The sequence below is a fragment of the Opitutia bacterium KCR 482 genome, from assembly GCA_029269845.2.
Taxonomy (GTDB): Bacteria; Verrucomicrobiota; Verrucomicrobiia; order Opitutales; family Intestinicryptomonadaceae; genus Merdousia.
In genome coordinates this window covers 316,868-336,324 of the sequence record CP149973.1, presented here as the reverse complement: position 1 = coordinate 336,324, position 19,457 = coordinate 316,868, and the positions used below count along the sequence as shown (strand labels likewise).

Here is a 19,457-nt window from a genome sequence, read left to right as displayed (position 1 = left end):
TTAGTCGAAATTTTGACCGTAGCCGAAGAACGATTTTTTCACGGAGCGTTCGGCCGAAATTTTTTCGCCGCACTTAAACAGCGTTGTATCTGCGGCGAATTTGCATTGGGCGATTTTCTTTTTTGCGGCTTCGACTTCCGAGACCCGCGCGTAGTCTATCGTTATTTTTCCGCCGCATACAACCGCGCGTTGCCCCGTTTTTACGATGTCGGTTTTGCCGTTTTTTGTTTTTACGACCAGCGCGCCTTCGACGGGCAGAACTTCGGTTTTTCCGCCGTTGGTCGATACCGAAAATCCGCGGCTTTCGGCTTCGAGTTCGGCTTCTGGCGTCTTTATTTTCAGCGAGCTTGTCGGGCGAAGTTGGGGCGCGCGGACGTGCAACGCGCCTTTTTTTAGCGTCATTTCGCATGCCGACGTTGTTGATTCGGAGTCGTTGGAGAGGTCGTCTTTAAACGGCGCAACCTGCTCGAATTTTCCGATTTCAAGCTCGGAATCTTCGGCGAGCAAAAACGCCGTTTTGTTCGAGAGCACGGCGAACACGCCTTTGCCGCCCGAAATTTTTGCGTCTTTCGCCGCGCCCGACGTTCCCGCAACCGCCGCCGTTTTCGCTCCGCCGAATCCGATTTCGGACGCGCCCCGCGCCGTGTGGACATACAGCAGCCCGCCCGCGGCGTGCAGGTTCGCCGCCGCAAACGCCAGCGCAAGCGCGATTCCGGTTCGTTTCATTATTTTACGACGATGTTGATTATCTTTGCGGGCACGCAGATTTCCTTGACGATTGTCTTGCCGTCGATGAATGCGAGCACGTTGGGCAGGGCTTTCGCCGCCGCGAGCATTTCGTCTTTCGACGCGGTTTTTGCAATCGAGAGTTCGCCGCGCAGTTTGCCGTTGACCTGTACGCCCATTTTCACGGTGTCGCCGCCGATTTTCGATTCGTCGGGCTTCGGCCACGCCGCCTTTGCGACGGTCGAAAAATTGCCGAGGCGTTCCCAGAGTTCCTCCGCGATGTGCGGGGCGAAGGGCGCGAGCAGTTTGACGAATTTTTCCGCGCTTTCCTTCGAGACTTTTTCGGTCTTCTGGAAAGTCGAGAGGAAAATCATCATCTGCGAAATCGCCGTGTTGAAGCGCAGTGTTTCGATGTCGGCGGAGACTTTTTTGATTGTCTCGTTGAGGGATTTCAGCAGGGCGGGGTCGTCCTGCGCGCCGTCGGCGATTTTTTCGGCTATGCCGCCGTCCTTGCCGACGAACTCGCGCCAAATCTTTTTGAGGAAGCGCGACACGCCCTCGATTCCGTTTGTATTCCACGGTTTTTGGTCTTCGAGCGGTCCGAGGAACATTTCGTAGAGTCTCAGCGAGTCCGCGCCGTACTGTTTGATGATGTCGTCGGGGTTGACGACATTGCCGCGGCTCTTGCTCATCTTGAAGCTGCGGGCGTCTACGGTAATCGACTTGTCGGCTTTGAGCACGTACGCCGCGCCGACTTTTTCGACGTCGCTTTCGGCGAGTTTCACTGCCTCGGCTCCGTTTTCAGAAGCTTGGCTTGCGGGCACCCACTTGCCGTCCTTTTTATAGCCTGTGTATTCGAGCTGTCCGAGGATTATCCCTTGGTGGAACAGTTTTTTGAAAGGTTCGTCGCCCTTGACCACGCCGCAGTCGAAGAGCACTTTGTGCCAGAAGCGGGCGTAGAGCAGGTGGAGCACCGCATGTTCCGCGCCGCCGATGTAGAAATCGGGGTACTGCCAGTAGCGTTCGGCTTCTTCGCCAATCGGGGCGGAGTCGTTGTGGGGGTCGCAGTAGCGCAGGTAGTACCAGCACGAGCCAGCCCACTGGGGCATTGTATTTGTTTCGCGGCGGGCGTCGAACCAGTTTTCGCCCGATGCTTCCGGCGCGTTTTTGACTTCGCCCGTTTCGACGTTCACCTTGACGTTCAGCCATTCCGTCGCGTGCGCGAGCGGGCTTTCGCCCGTGCCCGACGGCTTGTAGTTTTCGACCTGCGGCAATGTGAGCGGCAGCTGGTTTTCGGGAAGCGGAAGCGCGTAGCGCGTTTCGCCGGAGTCGTCCTTGAAAGACACGGGTTCGGGCGGCAGTTTGCCCTCCCAGACTTTGCTTTTCGACGCGGCGTCGTAGGCGTCTTTCGATACCCAGAGAATCGGGAAGGGTTCGCCCCAGTAGCGTTGGCGCGAGAACAGCCAGTCGCGCAGTTTGTAGTTTACGGATTTTTTGCCGAGCTTTTTCTCTTCGAGCATTCCGATAATCGCGCGTTTTACCTCCGCCGAATCCATGCCCGTAAATTCGCCCGAATTTACCATTTTGCCTACGTCGGTGAAGGGCAGGGGAACGTCGTTGCCGTCGGCGTCCTTCTTTTCAATCACGCGGATAATGGGCAGGTCGAACTGTTTTGCGAAGTCGAAGTCGCGGTCGTCGTGCGCGGGAACCGCCATGATTGCGCCCGTGCCGTAGCTCATCAGAACGTAGTCGGCAACCCAAATCGGAATGAGTTTTCCGTTGACGGGGTTGATTGCGTGTGCGCCCGTCGCCACGCCCGTCTTTTCCTTTGCGAGGTCTGTTCTGTCGAGGTCGCTCTTTGAGGCTATCGCCTTGCGGTAGGCTTCCACCGCCGCATTTTGGTCGGGCGAAACGAGTTTATCCACAAGCGGGTGTTCGGGGGCTACGACCATGTAGGTTGCGCCGTAGAGCGTGTCGGGGCGGGTTGTGAACACGCGCAGTTTTTGACCCTTTGCGTAGGAGTCGGCTATTTCGAAATCGACTTCCGCGCCTTCCGAGCGTCCAATCCAGTTGCGTTGCAGGCGTTTTGTAGAGTCGGGCCAGTCGAGCTTGTCCAGCCCCTTGATGAGTTTGTCGGCGTATGCCGTGATTTTCAGCACCCACTGGCGGAGCTTTCTGCGTTCCACGGGGAATTTGCCCACCTCGCTCTTGCCGTCTATGACTTCCTCGTTTGCGAGCACCGTTCCGAGTTGCGGACACCACCACACGGGTTTTTCGTCCACATACGCAAGCCCCATTTTGAAGAGTTGCAGGAAAATCCACTGCGTCCATTTGAAGTACGACGGGTCTGTCGTGTTTATTTCCCTCTGCCAGTCTATTGCGAAGCCTATCGACTTTATCTGTTTGCGGAAGTTGTCGATATTTGCGGCGGTCGTAATCGATGGGTGTGTGCCCGTTTTTACCGCGTACTGTTCGGCGGGAAGTCCGAAAGCGTCCCAGCCCATCGGGTGCAGGACGTTGAAGCCGTTTGCCCATTTATAGCGCGCCAAGATGTCCGACGCCGTGTAGCCTTCGGGGTGTCCGATGTGCAGACCCGCGCCCGACGGGTAGGGGAACATGTCCAAAATGTAGTATTTGGGAGCGGCGGCCGCGGTTTCGGCGTGGAATGTTTTTTCGTCGTCCCATTTCTTTTGCCAGTATTTTTCTATTTCGGAAAAATTGTATTCTGCGTTCTTGGTAGCCATAAAAAATTTAATGCGTTAAAGTGCGGTATGATTGCATTTTTTATGTTTTCGTCAAGGCAATATAAAATTTGCCTATAAACAAAAAAACTCTAAAAAAGTACAAATTTTTTCATTGACATTATTATACTTATATCCTTCTATATGACTTTGGAGGTAGGAACATGTTCAGGGAGGGTCTAACAAATTGTTTTTTAAGGGGAAGCGGAAAACGCTGTCGCCCGAAGCGCGGGCGCGTGTTGTTCGGCGGCTCCGACTGTTTTAATAAGGAGGGCGGGCGGAGTTTTTGCAAGCTCGGCGAATCGTTCTCCATGGGCTTGCGGCGGTCGTTGTCCGCAATGTCCCGTCGGCTTGCGGGCTGTTTTTCGGGTGAATCAAAAATGATGGGCGTTTGTCTGTCCTCTGGTTTGCGTTTGTTTGTTGCGTCGGTGTTTGCCGTATGCTCGGTTTCGGTTTTATGTACGGAGTCTTTTGCCGCGCCCGACAAGGTGGCGAGCAAAACCGCCGCCGCGAAAGCCGCTCCTGCGGGTGCTGTCGGCGCGAAGAAGAATGCCGCCTCAAAGCCAGCCGCTCCGCAAAAGAAGGCTCCGCCGAAACCGACGAAGCCGTTGGAGCTTACCGCCCCCGCCATGGCGGGCGTAAGAGACGTTGTTTCGCCCGATTCTAAAGCCATAAAAACTCCCGACAAGGGGAAGTCCATAGCTTCCGCGAAGTCGTTTTCAGAGCAGCTCAAAGAGCTTGAAAAGGGCAAGAACCAGTCGAAAAAGAAAAAGCCCGTCAGAATGCGCAAGCAGGTTATCGACGGCAAGGTCTGCGTTTGGGGGCGCACTGCCGAGGACGCCGAAATGTACGCGTCGGAGGCTATCCGCAAATTCGTCGGCCGCAAGGCGAATTTCAGGGTCAAGGATTCGGTTTTCGTTTCCGACTCTCCCAAATTCATCTGCATGGTGCGCTTCAACTATTCCGACGAAATGCCCGAAACGTGGTTTCTCGAAACCGAAATGGTAACGGGCTTCGGGAAGTCGAAGGAACGCGCCTATGCCGACGCCATTTGCAAGGCGACAACCCGCGTCAAAAACGTGCAGAGGCTCGCCGACTGGAAGAGCACAAACAGCAGCACGAAAAACGCGACGGAGATGGGAATGATTCCCTATGACTATCTTTTCGCCACAATCGGCAAAGAGACGTATTGTAAAATATTTTTCAGATATTTGATGCCGCGTTGATTTTGTAGGCGCAACCCCCTGCGCCGGCGGATTCGCCCTTGCTGCGAATCCGCTTTTTGTTTTTTTGGTGCGGATTGTTTTGCTTATGTGTATCGCATTTAGGATGTTGTAAAAATTTATTTGTTCATAACTATTAGTACGCTTGGCGTTAAAATATAATGCGGTGAGTTGAATTCAATTGAATATCATATTGTTAAAATCGAAGAATTTTGACTTTTTAGCTAAAAACGGCGAAAAAAAGTTGACATTATGTAAAACGCGTTGATTATACGGTTTAGTTATAGAGAATATAGTGTATATTTCTAAATCAACCGAAGTTCCGTCCGATAAAAATGAAACGTCGGATAGCGGGCGGAGGAAGACAAGGGAATTAACAATTATAATATCAAACAAACCCAAAAGGAAAATAACAATGGCACGCAAAAAAGGTTCTGGTAAAATGGTTGGAATGACTCAAATTTCGATCAGCCTCCCCGAAAGCCTCGTCCAGCAGATTGACGAGCTTGCAAAAATGGACAACCGCAACCGTTCGAACTTCATCGCGAACACGTTGCAGAACTTGGCAAGAGAGCAGCTCACGGTTGCAGAAGCCAAGAAAAAGATTAAGTAATTTAATCGTTTTTTTCATTTTTGGACGCTTGGACGCCGACTTCGTGTCGGCGTCTTTTTTGTCCGCGCTACCCGCGCTCCGCCTTTGAGTGGCGATTGGGCTTAAAAAAAGAGCTTTTTTTCTTGCAAGTCGGAAAGAGTGTGAATTTAATGCTTAATTTCCAAAAATCGAAAGTATCAGTATGAATAATTTTATATCCTTTTTCGCACAGGCGGCTGCTCCCGCCGAAAACGCGCAGCAGGGCGGCGGTTCGTCCATGCTCATTTTCGTGGTTCTCATGTTCGCGGCAATGTACTTTTTGATGATTGCCCCCCAGCGCAAACGCCAGAAGGCGCACGCTAAAATGCTTTCGGAACTCAAAACGGGAGACCGCATTCTCACAATCGGCGGCATGATTGGCACAATCGCAAACGTCAAGGAAAAGACGTTCATTGTCCGTTTGGGCGACAACAACAAAGTGGAATTCATCAAATCGGCAATCCAGAGCAAGGCGGATTCGCCCGACGAAGTTCCCGAAGAGCGCAAAAACTAAATTTTCAACTCGACGCGTCCACCCGTAGGCGGGCGCGTTTTGCATATTTATAATATACAACTATACAGGAAAGATACGAATATGTCGGGAAACACCTCGAACAGCGGAATAGTATGGAAACTCGTCATCACGGCACTCGTGGTAATATGGGCGGTATCGTCCATGTTCCCGTTCGGCGACACTCCGTTCGAAGACTACATTAAAACCCGCGCGACGGCAAATCAGTCCGAATTTGCGCAGGTTCTCGAAGAGGCGGGCAAGCGCGTCGACGCAAACAATTACAGGACGGACAAGTCGAAGTCGCCCACTTTGTACATCGCTCTGCGCGACTATGCCGAGGCAAAAGAGCTTGACCTCTCCAAATATTTCTCCGACATCAACGTTTCGGACATAAAAGTCCTCAAAAAGAAAAACGACATTCTTTTGAAGGAACTCTACCGCCAGAGCAAGGGCGCGCTCAAAAAGGGTCTCGACTTGCAGGGCGGCGTGTCGTTCACGCTCGAAATCGACGACACCAACCTCAATTCCGACGAACTCACACGCAAGGGACAGCTCGACGACGTTTTGACGGTCATGAACAACCGTATCAACGGCTTGGGCATTACCGAACCCACAATCCGCGTCGTCGGCGGCAAGGCAATCGAAGTCCAGATGCCGGGCGTTTCGCTCAAAGACAATCCCGAAGCAATCGAAGAACTTTCGCGCCCCGCAAAGCTCGAATTCAGACTCGTCCACCGCAACCTGCGCCCGTCCTCGGCGAAGCCGCTTCCCTCGGAAATTCCCGCGGGCTACGAAGTGCTGATTATGGAAACCGAACGCCTCGGTAAAGTCGTCGAAGAACCCATGTTCGTACGCCGCCGCGCGGAGGCAAAGGGCGACATCATCAAACGCGCGTATCCCGCAATGGAAGACGCAAACCGTTTCAGCGTTGCAATGGAATTTACGCCGTCGGGAGCAAAAGTTTTCGAAAGAATCACGACGGAAATTCTTGAAGGCGACCGCAACACGGGCACAAAACAGTCGCTGGCAATCGTTCTCGACGGCCGTCTGATGAGCGCGCCGCACATTCAGAGCGTCATCAGCGACAGAGGCTCAATCACGGGCAACTTCACGCGCCGCGAGGCAATCGAACTTGCCAACGCGCTCAACAACCCGCTGGCGGTCGGCTTGAAGCGCACGTCGCTCAACGAAGTAGGGCCTTCGCTCGCGTCGGAGGCTCGCGACAGCTCGTTCTTGGCGGCGGGAATCGGCACGGCGTTCATCATAGCGTTCATGATTTTCGTATACTACGGAATGGGCGTTATCGCGGTGGTTTCGGTGTTCATCAACATTCTGATTCTGGTGGGCGTGCTTGCAAGCTTCGGCGCGACAATGACGCTGCCGGGCATCGCGGCGTTGGTGCTTACGGTCGGCATGGCGGTAGACTCCAACATTCTCGTGTTCGAGCGTATGCGCGAAGAGGCGAAGCTCGGCAAGAGCCTTTGGACGTGCCTGCAACTGGGCTACGAAAAGGCGTTTTCGACAATCGTCGACGCAAACATCACGACCCTGATTTCGGCGATAATCCTTTGGAAATTCGGCACGGGTCCCGTCAAGGGCTTCGGCGTGACACTGGCAATCGGTATTTTCACGACCCTGTTTGCGGTGCTCGTTTTCAGCCGCGCAATGCTCGAACTCTCCGTAAAATACGGGGTAATCCGCAACGCGCTCATGCGCTCGCTGATTTCAAACGACCTCAAATTCAAGTTCCTCGACCACGCCAAGACTTCGTTTATAGTGTCGTGGGTGATAGTGTTCATCGGCGTCGCGACGGTAATTTCGCGCGGCGACAAGTCGCTGAGCATCGACTTTACGGGCGGCGACATCGTAACAATGTCGTTCAACGAAGCGCACAAAATACCGATTGGCGAAATCACGAAACTCAGCGAATCGACAAGCGACACGGGTATCGGAGAAATTCAGGCGGCGTACCAGACCGACCTTTCGTCGAAGGCGGAACGCCTCGTCTTGCAGGTCGAAAGCGAAAAGGGCCAGCGCGTGTTCGACATGCTCTCGCATAAATTCCCGCAAGCGGACTTGAAGCTCGTTTCCCAGCAGAGCGTGGGCGCTACAGTAAGCGGCGAAATCACGCGCGACGCATTCATCGCGGTTGCCCTTTCGCTCTTGGCGATGCTCGTGTACATAGCGGTAAGATTCGAATTCAGCTACGGTATCGGCGCGCTGGTAGCAACCGCGCACGACGTAGTCATGACAATCGGCTTGTACGTCATCTTCGGTCTGCTCGGCGTGGGTTCGGGACAGTTTTCAGCCCCGATGGTCGCGGCAATCCTGATGGTCATGGGCTATTCAATCAACGACAAAATCGTTATTTTCGACCGTATCCGCGAAGAGCTTGTCCTGAAACCGACAATGACTTTGCGCGACATCATCAACTTCTCAATCAACCGCACGCTGTCTAGAACATTGCTTACAAGCGCGACAACATTCGGCGTTTCGGTCGCGCTGTTCGTGTTCTCCACGGGCATTATAGTTGACTTCTCGCTGGTGTTCATGCTGGGCGTTGCGGTCGGCACGTTCTCGTCGATATTTATCGCAAGTCCCGTGTTCTATTGGTGGAACAAGGGAAGCCGCGCGCGCGTCGACAAGGAGCGCGACGACAACAACGCAAAGCCCAAGGAATGGGAAGCGTAGTCCGAACGGCTCGAAAATCGCAAAAAAGCGAATCCGCAAAGGGTTCGCTTTTTTGTTTTTGTGCGCCGCCGAAACCCCCGCAACGGCAGAAAATCCGAGAGACTTCTTCGTTATCGGCGGACTTCCCAGCGGCTTTTCCCTGCGGAATGCTTTTTCGCCCGTTTGGCTGTTTTTTTAAGCCGCGCCGTCGGTTGATTTTTTGCCGATTTTTCGGCGGAGCGGCGCATTGCGGAAACTTCGCGCGTGCGTCGCAAAAAATTTCGCGCGCAAAATTGAGTGCGCCGCAAAAATTTTATGGATTTTAAATCGGCGCGTGTATATTTTAGAAAACAATGAAATGGAACGAAGTTAATTTCGACAGAAAGCTGGCGGAAGATTTAGGCGCGTATCTGGGCGTTAGCCCGATTCTCGGCGCACTCATTCTGCAACGCGGGTACAGCGACTTACTGCGGGCAAAAATGTTCATGCGCCCGAAACTTGCCGACTTGGACGACCCGTTCAGGGTCAAGAACCTGCGCCGAGCGGTTCTCAGAATAATAGAGGCGATAGAGAAAAAGGAAAGCATTCTGGTTTTCGGCGACTACGACGTAGACGGCATAACAAGCACAACGCTTCTTGTCGGCATTTTGCGCCACTTCGGGCTGTCGCCGTCGTACTTCGTTCCGCGCCGAATGGAGGAGGGCTACGGGCTCAGCGAGGCGGCGTTGGAACGCGCGCTTTCGAACGGCAAGCCGTCGCTTCTGATTGCGCTCGACTGCGGCACAAACGCGGTCGAAGCAATCAAATACATTCGCGACAAGGGCATAGATTTGATTGTCGTAGACCACCACCAGGCGAAGGACGTTTCCGTAGACGACCACATTCTCATAAACCCGCACGTGCACAATATCGGCGCGACACCGTGGAGCCAGCTGTGCACCGTGGGGCTTGTCTTCAAGCTCGCGCACGGACTGATAAAGGAAATGCGCCAGCGCAACGACCGCCGCTCGTGGGAAATCAACCTGAAAGACTACCTCGATTTGGTTGCGCTCGGAACTGTCGCCGACCTCGTGCCGCTCGTGGACGAAAACCGCATAATGTCGCGCTACGGAATCAAGCGTCTGAAATCGACGCGCCGCACGGGCATTCAGGCTCTTATTCAGGCAAGCGGAATCGCCCTCGGCGAAGACATCACGCCGATTGACATCTCGTTCAAGCTCGGCCCGCGAATCAACGCGAGCGGACGCTTGGCTGACGCGTCCCTGCCGCTCGAAATGCTTTTGGGCGACGACTTCACAACATGCTACCGCGCCGCGTGCGAACTCAACGACATCAACAAGGAGCGTCAGGAAATTGAGCGCGGCGTCTTGGAGGACGCAATGAAACAGGTCGAAGGCAGGCAGCTCGACAAATATCCGTGCATCGTAGTCTACGACCCAAGCTGGCACCCCGGGGTTGTCGGAATCATCGCGGGCAAACTCAGCCGCGAATTCCACAAGCCCGTAATCGTTTTCGGCGAAGTGGACGAGGGCTTCACGAAGGGGTCGGGCAGAAGCATTGCGGGAATCGACTTGGTCGAATGCCTTGCGCCGTGCGGCGACATTCTCGGCAGCTGGGGCGGACACCCCATGGCGGTCGGCGTTTCGGTCAGGGAGGGCTGTGTTGATATTTTCAGGGAAAAACTATCCGAAACTATCATCAAAAAATACGGCGAAGACATCGACTTCTCGCCGAGCGTCAACATCAACCTTACCCTCGATTCCTCCGACGTCGGCATAGAGCTTCTCGACGAGCTTGAACTTCTGCACCCCTACGGCGAGGGCAACCGCGAGCCGACTTTCGCGTTGAAGAAAATCGTGTTGACGAAGCCCGTGGAAGTCTTCGGGGCGGCGCAAAACTACCGCTTCCAAATTCCGCTCGGCGACGGCGGCTGGATTAGCGCGGTGGCGTGGAAGGGCGGCGGCAAGCTTCCGCCCGTCGGCAAGCCGATTGACTTGGCGGTAAAACTCGGCTGGAACAGGTGGAACAAGCGCAAAACCCCGCAGGCCACCCTGATTGACTGGCGCGAGTCGCAGTAGACCACGCCGAATTTTCCTGTGCGCATCGCGCTTTTGCGGTGCGCGTTTTTTTTCGCCCCGACTCCGCGCATGCGGCGGAAATCCGCGCGGGGAGTTTATCCGAAAAGCACAAGCGCAACCGCGCCCAAAATCATGAGCGAGCCAACCGCTCGCCGCGCAGCCGTTCCCTGAGTCAGCGTCTCCAAGCCAGACACGTATTTGCCGATTGCGAACACGAATACGACCGACATTATTCCGCGCGTGTTGTAGAGAATGTTGCAAAGCGGCGCGCTTACCCTGCCCGCGAGCGCAAAGAACATAAACAGCGATTCCGCAACCATCAAAGCCGCCGCCGCGCCGCCGAGCGCGAGGTTTTTCCGCCCCGCGCTCCGGATTTCACGCCAGCATCGCCCGAAGTAGGGCAGGGTGGAGAGAATCAACACAAAATTGCAGAGGCAAAGCAGGGAGAGCGGCGAGAAATTGGGCGAAAATTTTTGAATGAAAACGTCGCACGCCGCGTAGGACGTGCACGCCCAGAGCGCAAGCGCAAAGGTTATCCACTCTTTTTTTGACGAAATTCGGCGTTTCGAGTAGCCCATAATAAATACCGCCGCGCAACAAATAATGCCTGCTGCAATCATTGTATGGGGAAGCTCCATGCCGATTATTATCCGCGAAAACAGCAGAACCGCGAGGATTTTCAGCCCCATAATCGGCGTCATAAGGCTGACTTCGCCCTTGTGGGCGCAGAGGAACGTGGCGAAATTTCCCATCGCAAAAAACACGCCCACAAGCAGGGGCTGCCACACGAGCGCAAAGTCTTTCACGCCGCCTTCGGTAAAAAGCGACGGCATGAAAAGAATCCACAGCGAGACGTTGTTGAAAACGAGAATGGAAGTCGGCGAAAGTTTTTCGTCGCTCGTGGCGAGTTTTACGAGAATCACGCTGAGGCTGTAAAGCGCGGCGGCGATTACCGGAAATGAAATTTCGTAATTCATAAAAAGGCGCGATTGTAGCGCGGCGGCGTCGCATTGAAAGAAAATTTTTTGCGTCGGACAGCGGGACGCATTCGGGCGGAGCTTGGTGCTGCGGCGGAGGGGCGTCTTCACCGTGTTTACGACCGAACCCGCCATGCGGTTTTACTGCGTGCTTGCCGCAAAGTTTCGCGCGTTTCGAACCGGCAAAAAACTCCGCATGTCGAACAACCGTTCGCGGCGGAGTTTTTGCGTTTTGCGCGTTGCGGTCGGTCGCGCTATTTGGGCTCGATTGCGATTGTGAGGTAGTCGAACTTCGGCAGGTATTTTGAGGTGACCACCTGAAATTTTCCGCATTCGAAATCGGTGGACGGCCTGTGCGTGTGCCCCGCGAACACGCCGAGCAGGTTGTGTGCGGCGAACGCGGCGTCCCTGAATTCGAAAGTTTCGGGAGTTTCGCGTTCGGGGCGTTTGTGGCGTCTTTCCACGCGGAACGAGCGGTCGGTCGCGGCGCAGAAATTCGGATTGCCGCACGAGAATCCGAGGCTGCCGCCCCGAACGTAAAGCGGAATGTGGGCGCAGAGAATTGTCGGCATTCCCCGCGCAAGCTCGCTTTTGAAAAACGAAAGCTGCTCTTTCGAAATTTCGTTTGCGGAGTTGTCGATAAGCACGAAGTTCACGCCGCCCGCCTGCACCGAGTATCCGTCGGGATTTTCTCCCGCGTAGAGCGGCGCGAGCTTTTTAATCCACCTGCGGCGGAGCTCGGGCTGGGGAATGTCGGGGCCGCTGCCCTCGAAATGCCAGTCGTGGTTGCCCGCGATGTAGCGGCACGGAATTTCGGAATTCGCCATGCATTCGGCGAGCTTTTTGACGTTGTATTCCGACGGAAAGTTGATTATATCGCCGCCGAGAATCGCGAGTTCGCAGCCGCTCTTTTTCGCGCTTTTAAGCGACATCGAGAGAGCCTCCATTTTCGGCTCGCTTGCGAACGCCCTGTGCATGCGGTAGGCGTAGTCGAGGTACGGCTCGACAAGCCCGTCGGAGTACGAAATGTGTGTGTCGGCAACAAACATGACCTTCGTCTTTTTCGCGCCTTCGACGTACAGCGTGATGTTGTTGCCCGACTGCCTGAACGTGCACGCGCAGGGCTTTTTTGCCTCCGTTTGCGCCGCCGCCTTTCCTCCGATGAACGCCGCGGCAAGGGTCGCCGCAGTTTTTGCAAAAGTCCTTCTTTTCATCGGAAAAATATTTTTTCCCGCGCGTTAAAATTTGTCAACGATAAAACGATTTATCTTGCGGCGGGAGGCGTTTTGCGGATAGATTTTCGGGCATGTCGGAATTGATTGATTTGAACGCCGAAGCCGCCGAAAAACGCCGCGCAATGCTTGTGGGCATACGCCGCCCAGACGTTTCGGCGTCGGAGACGGAAGGGCTGCTTGACGAGCTTGCCGAACTTGCCAAAAACCTCGAAATAGACGTCGTCGGGCGCGAGGTTGTTTTGCTGCGCGAGCCGTCGGCGCACTACTTTGTTGGGGCGGGCAAGTTTTCGGAAATCGCCGCCGCCGCCCGCGCTCTCGACGCCGACTGCATTATTTTCGACGACGAGCTTTCCCCCGCGCAACAGCGCAACTGGGAGTCGGAATCGGGCTTGGACATCGTCAACAGGCAGGAGGTTATTCTAGACATTTTTGCGGCGCGGGCGCAGACTCGCGAGGCGGTTTTGCAGGTCGAGCTTGCGCGTTTGGAATACTCGCTTCCGCGCCTGCGCAAGGCGTGGTCGCACCTCGACAGACAGCGCGGCGGCGGCATAACCCAGCGCGGCGGCGGCGAGAGCCAGCTCGAACTCGACAGGCGTTTCATCGGCGCGAGAATCGCAAAACTCCGCGACGAATTGGAGCGCGTGAGGGTTGTCAGGGGAACGCAGCGCAAGCGCAGAATGCGCGTGCCCGTGCCGACTGCGGCGGTCGTGGGCTATACGAACGCGGGGAAATCTTCGCTGATAAATGCGCTGGCGAAATCTTCGCTCTTGGCGCAGGACAAGCTTTTTGCCACCCTCGACCCAACCACGCGCAGGCTCGTTCTGCCCGACTCTTCCGAGCTGCTTTTGACCGACACCGTGGGCTTTGTCCGCAAGCTCCCGCACAGGTTCGTCGAGGCGTTCAAATCGACGCTCGAAGAGGCAGTCGTTTCCGACTTCCTTTTGCATGTCGTAGATTCGTCAAGCCCCGACGCCGCCGAGCACATCAAGACAACGGCCTCCGTCCTGCGCGAGCTTGGCGCGGACTCAAAGAAAATCATAGTTGTCATGAACAAAATCGACGCGCTCTCCGACGACGTTTCCGCCCGCGCCCTCGAAATCGAATTTCCCGACGCCGTTTGGGTCAGCGCGAAAACGGGGGAGGGGCTTGGCGGGCTTCTCGCGAAAATGGAGGACGCAATCGCTGGCGCGTCGAAGCTGGTAAAACTGCTCGTGCCGCATTCGGAGTATCGCGCCGTGGCGGAGCTGTACGCCTCCGGTCCCGTGCTCTCGCGCCGCGACACTGACGACGGCGCGGAGATTTCAGCCCGCATTCCCCTGCGCAAATTTCCGCTTTTCGAAAAATGGATTTCGAAATAGCCGCAACCGCGCCGATTCCGCAGTCGCGCGGATTTCCGCAATCGGCGCGCCCCGCGCCTACGTCGCCCCGCCGCAAACTTCCGCGCCCGCCGATTTTCCCGTTTGCGGGATTATATAATTTGACATTTGCGGCGCGTTTTAAAAAATGGATTTCAAGATTATGAGCGTAGTAAAATTTGTATCGGTAGCACTTCTTTCCGCCGCGGTTCTCGGCGGCTTTTATCTCATGGCGATTTTGGGTCCCGGACGCGCCGCGCCCGACACTTACGAATATGTAGACCCAAACGTTGAGGGAGAGGAAATTTTGAAGGCGTCGGAACGCTACGAAAAGGAGTTCGAAGCCGCCGCCGCCGCAAACGAACGCTCGGAAGAGGCGGTCGCGCTTCTCAAAAAATCCATCGCATATCAGGAGCAGTACATCGACAAGGCGAAGACCCTCAACCGCGCCCCCGCGCAGAGGCTCACCGCGCTCCGCACGCGTTTGCACGACGTAGAGGCGGCGCCGCTTGCCGAAACCGTCGCGCTTCTCGAAAAAAAAGCGGAATCCGCCGCAGAGTCCGACTACGCGCAGGCGGTCGAATTCTACAAGCAGGCGTACGACCTCCAATCGAAAATCAATGCCGAATATCCGCTTTCGAAATACAAGAACATCGAAAGGCGCGTTGTTTTCGACAGGCAGATTAAAATGTTGCAGGCAAAGCCGCTGTACCTCGAAACGCTCGAATTGGAGCGCAAGGCGGGGGCGGCTCTCGAAGCAAACGACCTCCTTGCGGCGGAAAAATTTTTCGAGTCGGCAATAGACGCCATCACAAAGCTTCACTCGGAACACCCGTCGTCGATTTATACCGACTTCGCGCGGCTTCTCAAACTGGAATCCGACTTGCAGTCGCTGAGGTCTGGCGGATTCGCGCAGAAAATCGCAGACGACGAAAAAAAGGCGTCCGAACTCATCGCAAAGAAAGACTACATCGCCGCAGCCGACGCCTACTCCGACGCGCTCGAAAACCAGCGCTCCATAAACTCTCTCTACCCGAAAAGCAAGCACGCCTCCGAGGAAAAAGCGAGGGAGTTCGACAGGCTTAAAGCCGAAACGTACAGCCGCAAATATGCGGGCGAAATCGAGGCGCAGTCGGAGCTTCTGAAAAAGTCGCTCTCCGACGGAAACCTCGACGCGGTCGCGCAGGTTTCCGAAAACCTGATTAGAAAAATAGAGCACTTCGTGCAGGCGTTCCCCCAGAGCCGCCTGCTCTCCGACGAAACGCTTATGCGGGCGCGCTACATCAACTTTATCTCGCGCGACATCGTGAAAATCCGCGCGCTTATTATCCCGAACCTCGCCGACGCGGGGAACGGCGTGAAAATGCTGCGCACCGAGGTTTCGCAAAGGCTCTACGCGCTCGTCATGCAGGAGAATCCGAGCAGGTTTTCGGACAATCCAGACCGCCCCGTAGATTCGGCGACGGTCGAGGAGGCGGCCAGCTTTTGCACCCGCGCGGGCTGGGCCTTGGGCAAAAAGATTTCGCTCCCGGACGAGCAGACCTACCGAAGCGCGATTGGCTCTCTGCGCTATGCCGACATCGGCGAAATCTCTTGGAACTATTTTAACAGCAGCGGAACAACCCACCCGATTGCCACAAAGAAACCCAACGACAGGGGCTTTTACGACCTCTTGGGAAATGTCGCCGAATACCTCGCGCAACCCTCGGACGCCGATTCGGCAAGGGTAATCGGCGGAAACGCCCAGACCGCCCCCGACGCCATCAAGGACATTCCCGTGTCGGATTTCGACCCGAAGCAGCGCAACAGAATGGTGGGATTCCGTATTGTAGTATCCGACAAATAATCAAATTATATGAAAATCTATCCCGCAGTAGACATCAAGGACGGAAAGTGCGTAAGGCTCCGCAAAGGGGTCGCCGACGACAGCACGGTCTATTTTGAAAACCCCGTGGACGCCGCAAAGGCTTTTGCCGACGCAGGCTCGAAAGTGATACACGTCGTCGATTTGGACGGCGCATTCGGGGGCGCAATGCGCAACCTCGACGCGATTTCGAAAATCGCGGGCTTGGGCATGTTCGTGGAACTCGGCGGCGGCATGCGCGACGAATCCGCCGTCCGCGCGGCTTTCGACGCGGGCGTTTCCCGCGCGATTATCGGCACAAAGGCGTGCACGAACCCCGAATTCGCAGTCGAGCTTGCCGAAAAATACGGCGAAAAAATCGCGGTGGGCGTCGACGCAAAGGGAGGGAAAGTCGCAATAAAAGGCTGGGTGGAGGTCGCAAAATTCTCCGCCTGCGGTCTTGCCGAAAAACTTTCGAAAGGCGGCGTAAAAACTTTCATCTACACGGACATCGACACCGACGGAATGCTGTCGGGCGCAAACATTCCCGCGCAGGAAAAAATGCTCCAAACACTCGCCCCTGCGGGCGCAAAGCTGATTGCCTCCGGCGGGGTTTCGTCGGACGCCGACATCGTAAACCTCAAAAAACTTTCGCAAAAATACGCCAACTTGGAGGGCGCGATTGTCGGAAAGGCGATTTACGAAAAGCGCGTGAACCTTGCCGACATCATTAAAATCGCCGAAGCCTAAATGAACATCGACGTCTTGAAATCCGACTGGCGCGGCTACGAGCTTCTCGACAGCGGCGACAGGCTGAAACTCGAACGCTTCGGCGACGCCGTCGTCGTCCGCAGCGAGCCGAAAGCGTGGTGGAAGCCCTCGCGCCCAGACCTCTGGAAATCCGCCGACGCCCGCTATTTCGACGACGAAAAAAAGGACGCCCGCTGGGTCTTCAACAAAAAAATTTCCGCGCCCGTAATGGACTGGAACGGAATCAAATTCCGCACAAAATTCATGGACGGCACAAAACATTTGGGCGTTTTCCCCGAACAGTCGCCGCACTGGAAATTCATTGCCGAAAGCGGCGCAAAGTTTGCAGGCGGGCGCAAGCCGAAACTCCTAAACCTCTTCGGATACACGGGCGCGGCGACTCTCGCGGCGGCAAAGGGCGGCTTTGCCGTGGCGCACGTTGACGCGTCGAAACCGTCGGTGGACTGGGCGCGGAAAAACCAGTCGGAAAGCGGGCTTGCCGACGCCCCGATTCGCTGGATTGTGGACGACGCCCTGAAATTCGCGCGGCGCGAAGCCCGCAGGGGCGTTTCGTACGAGGCAATCGTGCTCGACCCTCCCGCGTTCGGCCGCGGCCCGAAAAACGAGCTTTGGAAGCTTGAAAAAATGCTGCCCGAACTGCTCGACGCCTGCGCCTCGATTTTGTCGGACACGCCGCTGTTCGTCCTTATGACGCTCTATTCGATAGAGGCGTCGTCGATAATGGCGGCAAACATGCTCGACGAATATTTCGGCGGGCGGCGCGGCGCAAAAACTTCGTGCGGAGAGCTTGTGCTGCCAGCATCAAACGGCTTCGACCTCCCGCTTTCAATCTACGCGAAAACCGTTTTCGAATAGCCGCTGTTTTGCACGCATTTTGCGCTTGCTTGCACCATTTACGCGTTTCGGCTTATTGTTCGGCTTTGTTGCGCATATTTTGATTGCGACCGAAAATAGTTTGTCTATAAGATATTTGTGATATGGACAGGAAAGCGTTTTTCCGCGGGCGGGATTTTCGCGGCGTTGTCGCCGATTTCGCGCGCGGCGGGGAAGGGCGGTTCGCTGCCGTTTACAAAATTCGAGATGAAACAGCGCGTCTTCGAGGCGGGAAAGCTTTATTCGGTCGTCGTAAAATTTCCCGAAAGCATGCGTAAAAAGGTGGAAAACGGCTTCCTTACGGTTGTCGGCGACGACGGCGCAAGCGACCTCGACGGCTCGCTTTTCAACAAGCCCGTAGGCACGCCGCTTAAATTCGAAGTGTCGGGTTCTACATCGCGCTTCGACGTCAAGTTCGGGCGCGAGCAGGGCTACTGCATTCGCCTGTTCGAAAGGGAAATTCCTCAGGAAACCGAGGCGCACAAAATGCCGCGCCCGATTTCGATAGTCCACGTCTACGCGCTCGAAAAAGACCTGCTTTCGCTCGCGCCGTTTAGGGGCGATTTTCACATTCACTCGACACGTTCCGACGGCAGGAATCCGCCTGAGGAAGTCGCGCTCCGCTGCTACGAATGCGGCTTCGACTTCCAGTCAATTTCCGACCACGGCCGCTACCGGCCGTCGGCGGACATGCAAAAACTTTTCGGGAAATTCGACACCTCCATGGCGTTCTACAACGCCGAGGAGTGCCACTACGCCCTCCCGCATATCCACAGTCTGGGCGCGAGGGAAAGCCTTTCGGACTACCTGAAAGCGCACATTCCGCAGTACTACCGCCGCGTGAACGAGATTATGAAAGACATTCCCGAAACCTTCTCTTTCCGCGCCCGAAAGGACATCGCAAAGATTCAGGCGGAATGCGAGGTTATCCGCAAGCTCGGCGGGCTTGCCGTCTACAACCACCCGTATTGGCAGAAGGAGATTATGGGCGTGCCCTATTACAACCAGTCGCCGAAAATAATTTGGGACGAAATCTGCCGCCGAAAGTTTTTCGACGTCTACGAGTTTGTAAACTACGGTTGCGGCGACATGTCGATTGCTCGCGCGGCAATCAATTACGCGGAGCTTCGGGCGCAGGGGATTCACTACCCGATAATCGGCAATTCCGACGCGCACAGGGTCGAGGACCAAGGGTCATCGTACACGGTGGTTTTTGCGAAGTCAAATTCCATGGACGACATCAAGGAGGCAATTATGTCGCGCCGCTCGGTTGCCGTCGCCGAGTTCGGGTACATGGACAAAACGCAAAAGGATTTCGGCAGACCCGCGCGGCTGGCGTTCGGCGAGGACAGATTCGTTCGCTTTGCGTACTTCCTTTTTCTCCACTATTTCCCCGACCATTCTGAATCGATTGCCGAAGAGGGAAAAATTTTGCGCGAAATTCTGCTGAACAAAAACGAGTCGGAATCCAATTTGAAGAGGCTTTCGCAGTGCGCGGAAAAGTCGCGCAAGGCGTACCGCGAGTTCGTCGCGTAGCGTCGGATTCTTTTTTTCTTGCGGACGCGGCGCGGCTTTGTGTGCCGAAAATCCCGCACTGGCGGTTTGGGCAATTTCGGCGGCGCGCTGTGCGGGCGGTTCGGCGAAGTAGACGAGGGCTTCGCGAAGGGTTCGTGCAGAAGCATTGCGGGAATCGACTTGATTGAATGCCTCGCGCCGATTTGTTAAATTCTGCCCGACCTTTTGCGGTGCGGAGGGCGGGGCGCAAAAAAATCGCGGGTCTTTCGACTCGCGATTGTTTTTGCAAATTTTGCCTTTCGAAA

The 19,457-nt window shown here is 55.4% G+C and carries 15 protein-coding genes; 11 read left to right on the top strand and 4 right to left on the bottom strand.

What is annotated here, in order from left to right:
• Nucleotides 1-726: a hypothetical protein gene (locus P3B99_001370; protein ID WYJ07779.1), complete on the bottom strand. Its 726-nt coding sequence runs from the start codon at nt 724-726 to the stop codon at nt 1-3.
• On the bottom strand, nt 726-3,470 hold the full coding sequence (gene leuS / locus P3B99_001365) for a leucine--tRNA ligase (protein WYJ07778.1): 2,745 nt from the start codon (nt 3,468-3,470) through the stop codon (nt 726-728). Before leuS ends, P3B99_001370 begins: the two co-directional genes overlap by 1 nt.
• Nucleotides 3,471-3,847: 377 nt before the next feature.
• Here leuS and P3B99_001360 point away from each other — a divergent pair, with 377 nt between their 5' ends.
• The 5 genes from P3B99_001360 to recJ all read left to right on the top strand — a co-directional run bounded on the left by P3B99_001360 (nt 3,848) and on the right by recJ (nt 10,583).
• Nucleotides 3,848-4,693, top strand: coding sequence for a hypothetical protein (locus tag P3B99_001360; protein ID WYJ07777.1), 846 nt, complete (start codon nt 3,848-3,850; stop codon nt 4,691-4,693).
• A gap of 448 nt (nt 4,694-5,141) precedes the next feature.
• A complete protein-coding gene (locus tag P3B99_001355; protein WYJ07776.1) occupies nt 5,142-5,303 on the top strand; it encodes a ribbon-helix-helix domain-containing protein in 162 nt (53 codons plus the stop codon).
• A 181-nt stretch (nt 5,304-5,484) separates the two neighbouring features.
• Entirely contained in the window at nt 5,485-5,835 is a 351-nt protein-coding gene (gene yajC, locus P3B99_001350; GenBank protein ID WYJ07775.1) for a preprotein translocase subunit YajC, read from the top strand.
• 81 nt (nt 5,836-5,916) lie between these two features.
• Complete coding sequence (gene secD / locus P3B99_001345; protein ID WYJ07774.1) at nt 5,917-8,526, top strand: protein translocase subunit SecD; 2,610 nt, start codon at nt 5,917-5,919, stop codon at nt 8,524-8,526.
• A gap of 332 nt (nt 8,527-8,858) precedes the next feature.
• Nucleotides 8,859-10,583, top strand: coding sequence for a single-stranded-DNA-specific exonuclease RecJ (gene recJ, locus P3B99_001340; GenBank protein ID WYJ07773.1), 1,725 nt, complete (start codon nt 8,859-8,861; stop codon nt 10,581-10,583).
• Between the two features lie 95 nt (nt 10,584-10,678).
• On the opposite strand, the gene P3B99_001335 is transcribed toward recJ, so the two are convergent.
• A complete protein-coding gene (locus P3B99_001335; GenBank protein WYJ07772.1) occupies nt 10,679-11,560 on the bottom strand; it encodes a hypothetical protein in 882 nt (293 codons plus the stop codon).
• A 254-nt stretch (nt 11,561-11,814) separates the two neighbouring features.
• Complete coding sequence (locus P3B99_001330; protein WYJ07771.1) at nt 11,815-12,774, bottom strand: metallophosphoesterase; 960 nt, start codon at nt 12,772-12,774, stop codon at nt 11,815-11,817.
• 92 nt (nt 12,775-12,866) lie between these two features.
• On the opposite strand from P3B99_001330, the gene hflX reads away from it, so the two are divergent.
• The 6 genes from hflX to P3B99_001300 all read left to right on the top strand — a co-directional run bounded on the left by hflX (nt 12,867) and on the right by P3B99_001300 (nt 19,362).
• Nucleotides 12,867-14,153 carry a GTPase HflX gene (gene hflX, locus P3B99_001325; protein ID WYJ07770.1) on the top strand — a complete coding sequence of 429 codons (1,287 nt, stop codon included), beginning with the start codon at nt 12,867-12,869 and terminating at the stop codon, nt 14,151-14,153.
• 145 nt (nt 14,154-14,298) lie between these two features.
• Nucleotides 14,299-15,996, top strand: coding sequence for an SUMF1/EgtB/PvdO family nonheme iron enzyme (locus P3B99_001320; GenBank protein ID WYJ07769.1), 1,698 nt, complete (start codon nt 14,299-14,301; stop codon nt 15,994-15,996).
• 9 nt (nt 15,997-16,005) lie between these two features.
• The gene (gene hisA / locus P3B99_001315) at nt 16,006-16,743 is read left to right on the top strand and encodes a 1-(5-phosphoribosyl)-5-[(5-phosphoribosylamino)methylideneamino]imidazole-4-carboxamide isomerase (protein ID WYJ07768.1); all 738 of its coding nucleotides are present in this window, start codon (nt 16,006-16,008) and stop codon (nt 16,741-16,743) included.
• Entirely contained in the window at nt 16,744-17,619 is an 876-nt protein-coding gene (locus P3B99_001310; protein WYJ07767.1) for a class I SAM-dependent methyltransferase, read from the top strand.
• Between the two features lie 117 nt (nt 17,620-17,736).
• Complete coding sequence (locus P3B99_001305; protein WYJ07766.1) at nt 17,737-19,173, top strand: CehA/McbA family metallohydrolase; 1,437 nt, start codon at nt 17,737-17,739, stop codon at nt 19,171-19,173.
• Nucleotides 19,174-19,212: 39 nt separating this feature from the next.
• Nucleotides 19,213-19,362 carry a hypothetical protein gene (locus tag P3B99_001300; protein ID WYJ07765.1) on the top strand — a complete coding sequence of 50 codons (150 nt, stop codon included), beginning with the start codon at nt 19,213-19,215 and terminating at the stop codon, nt 19,360-19,362.
• Nucleotides 19,363-19,457: the final 95 nt, after the last annotated feature.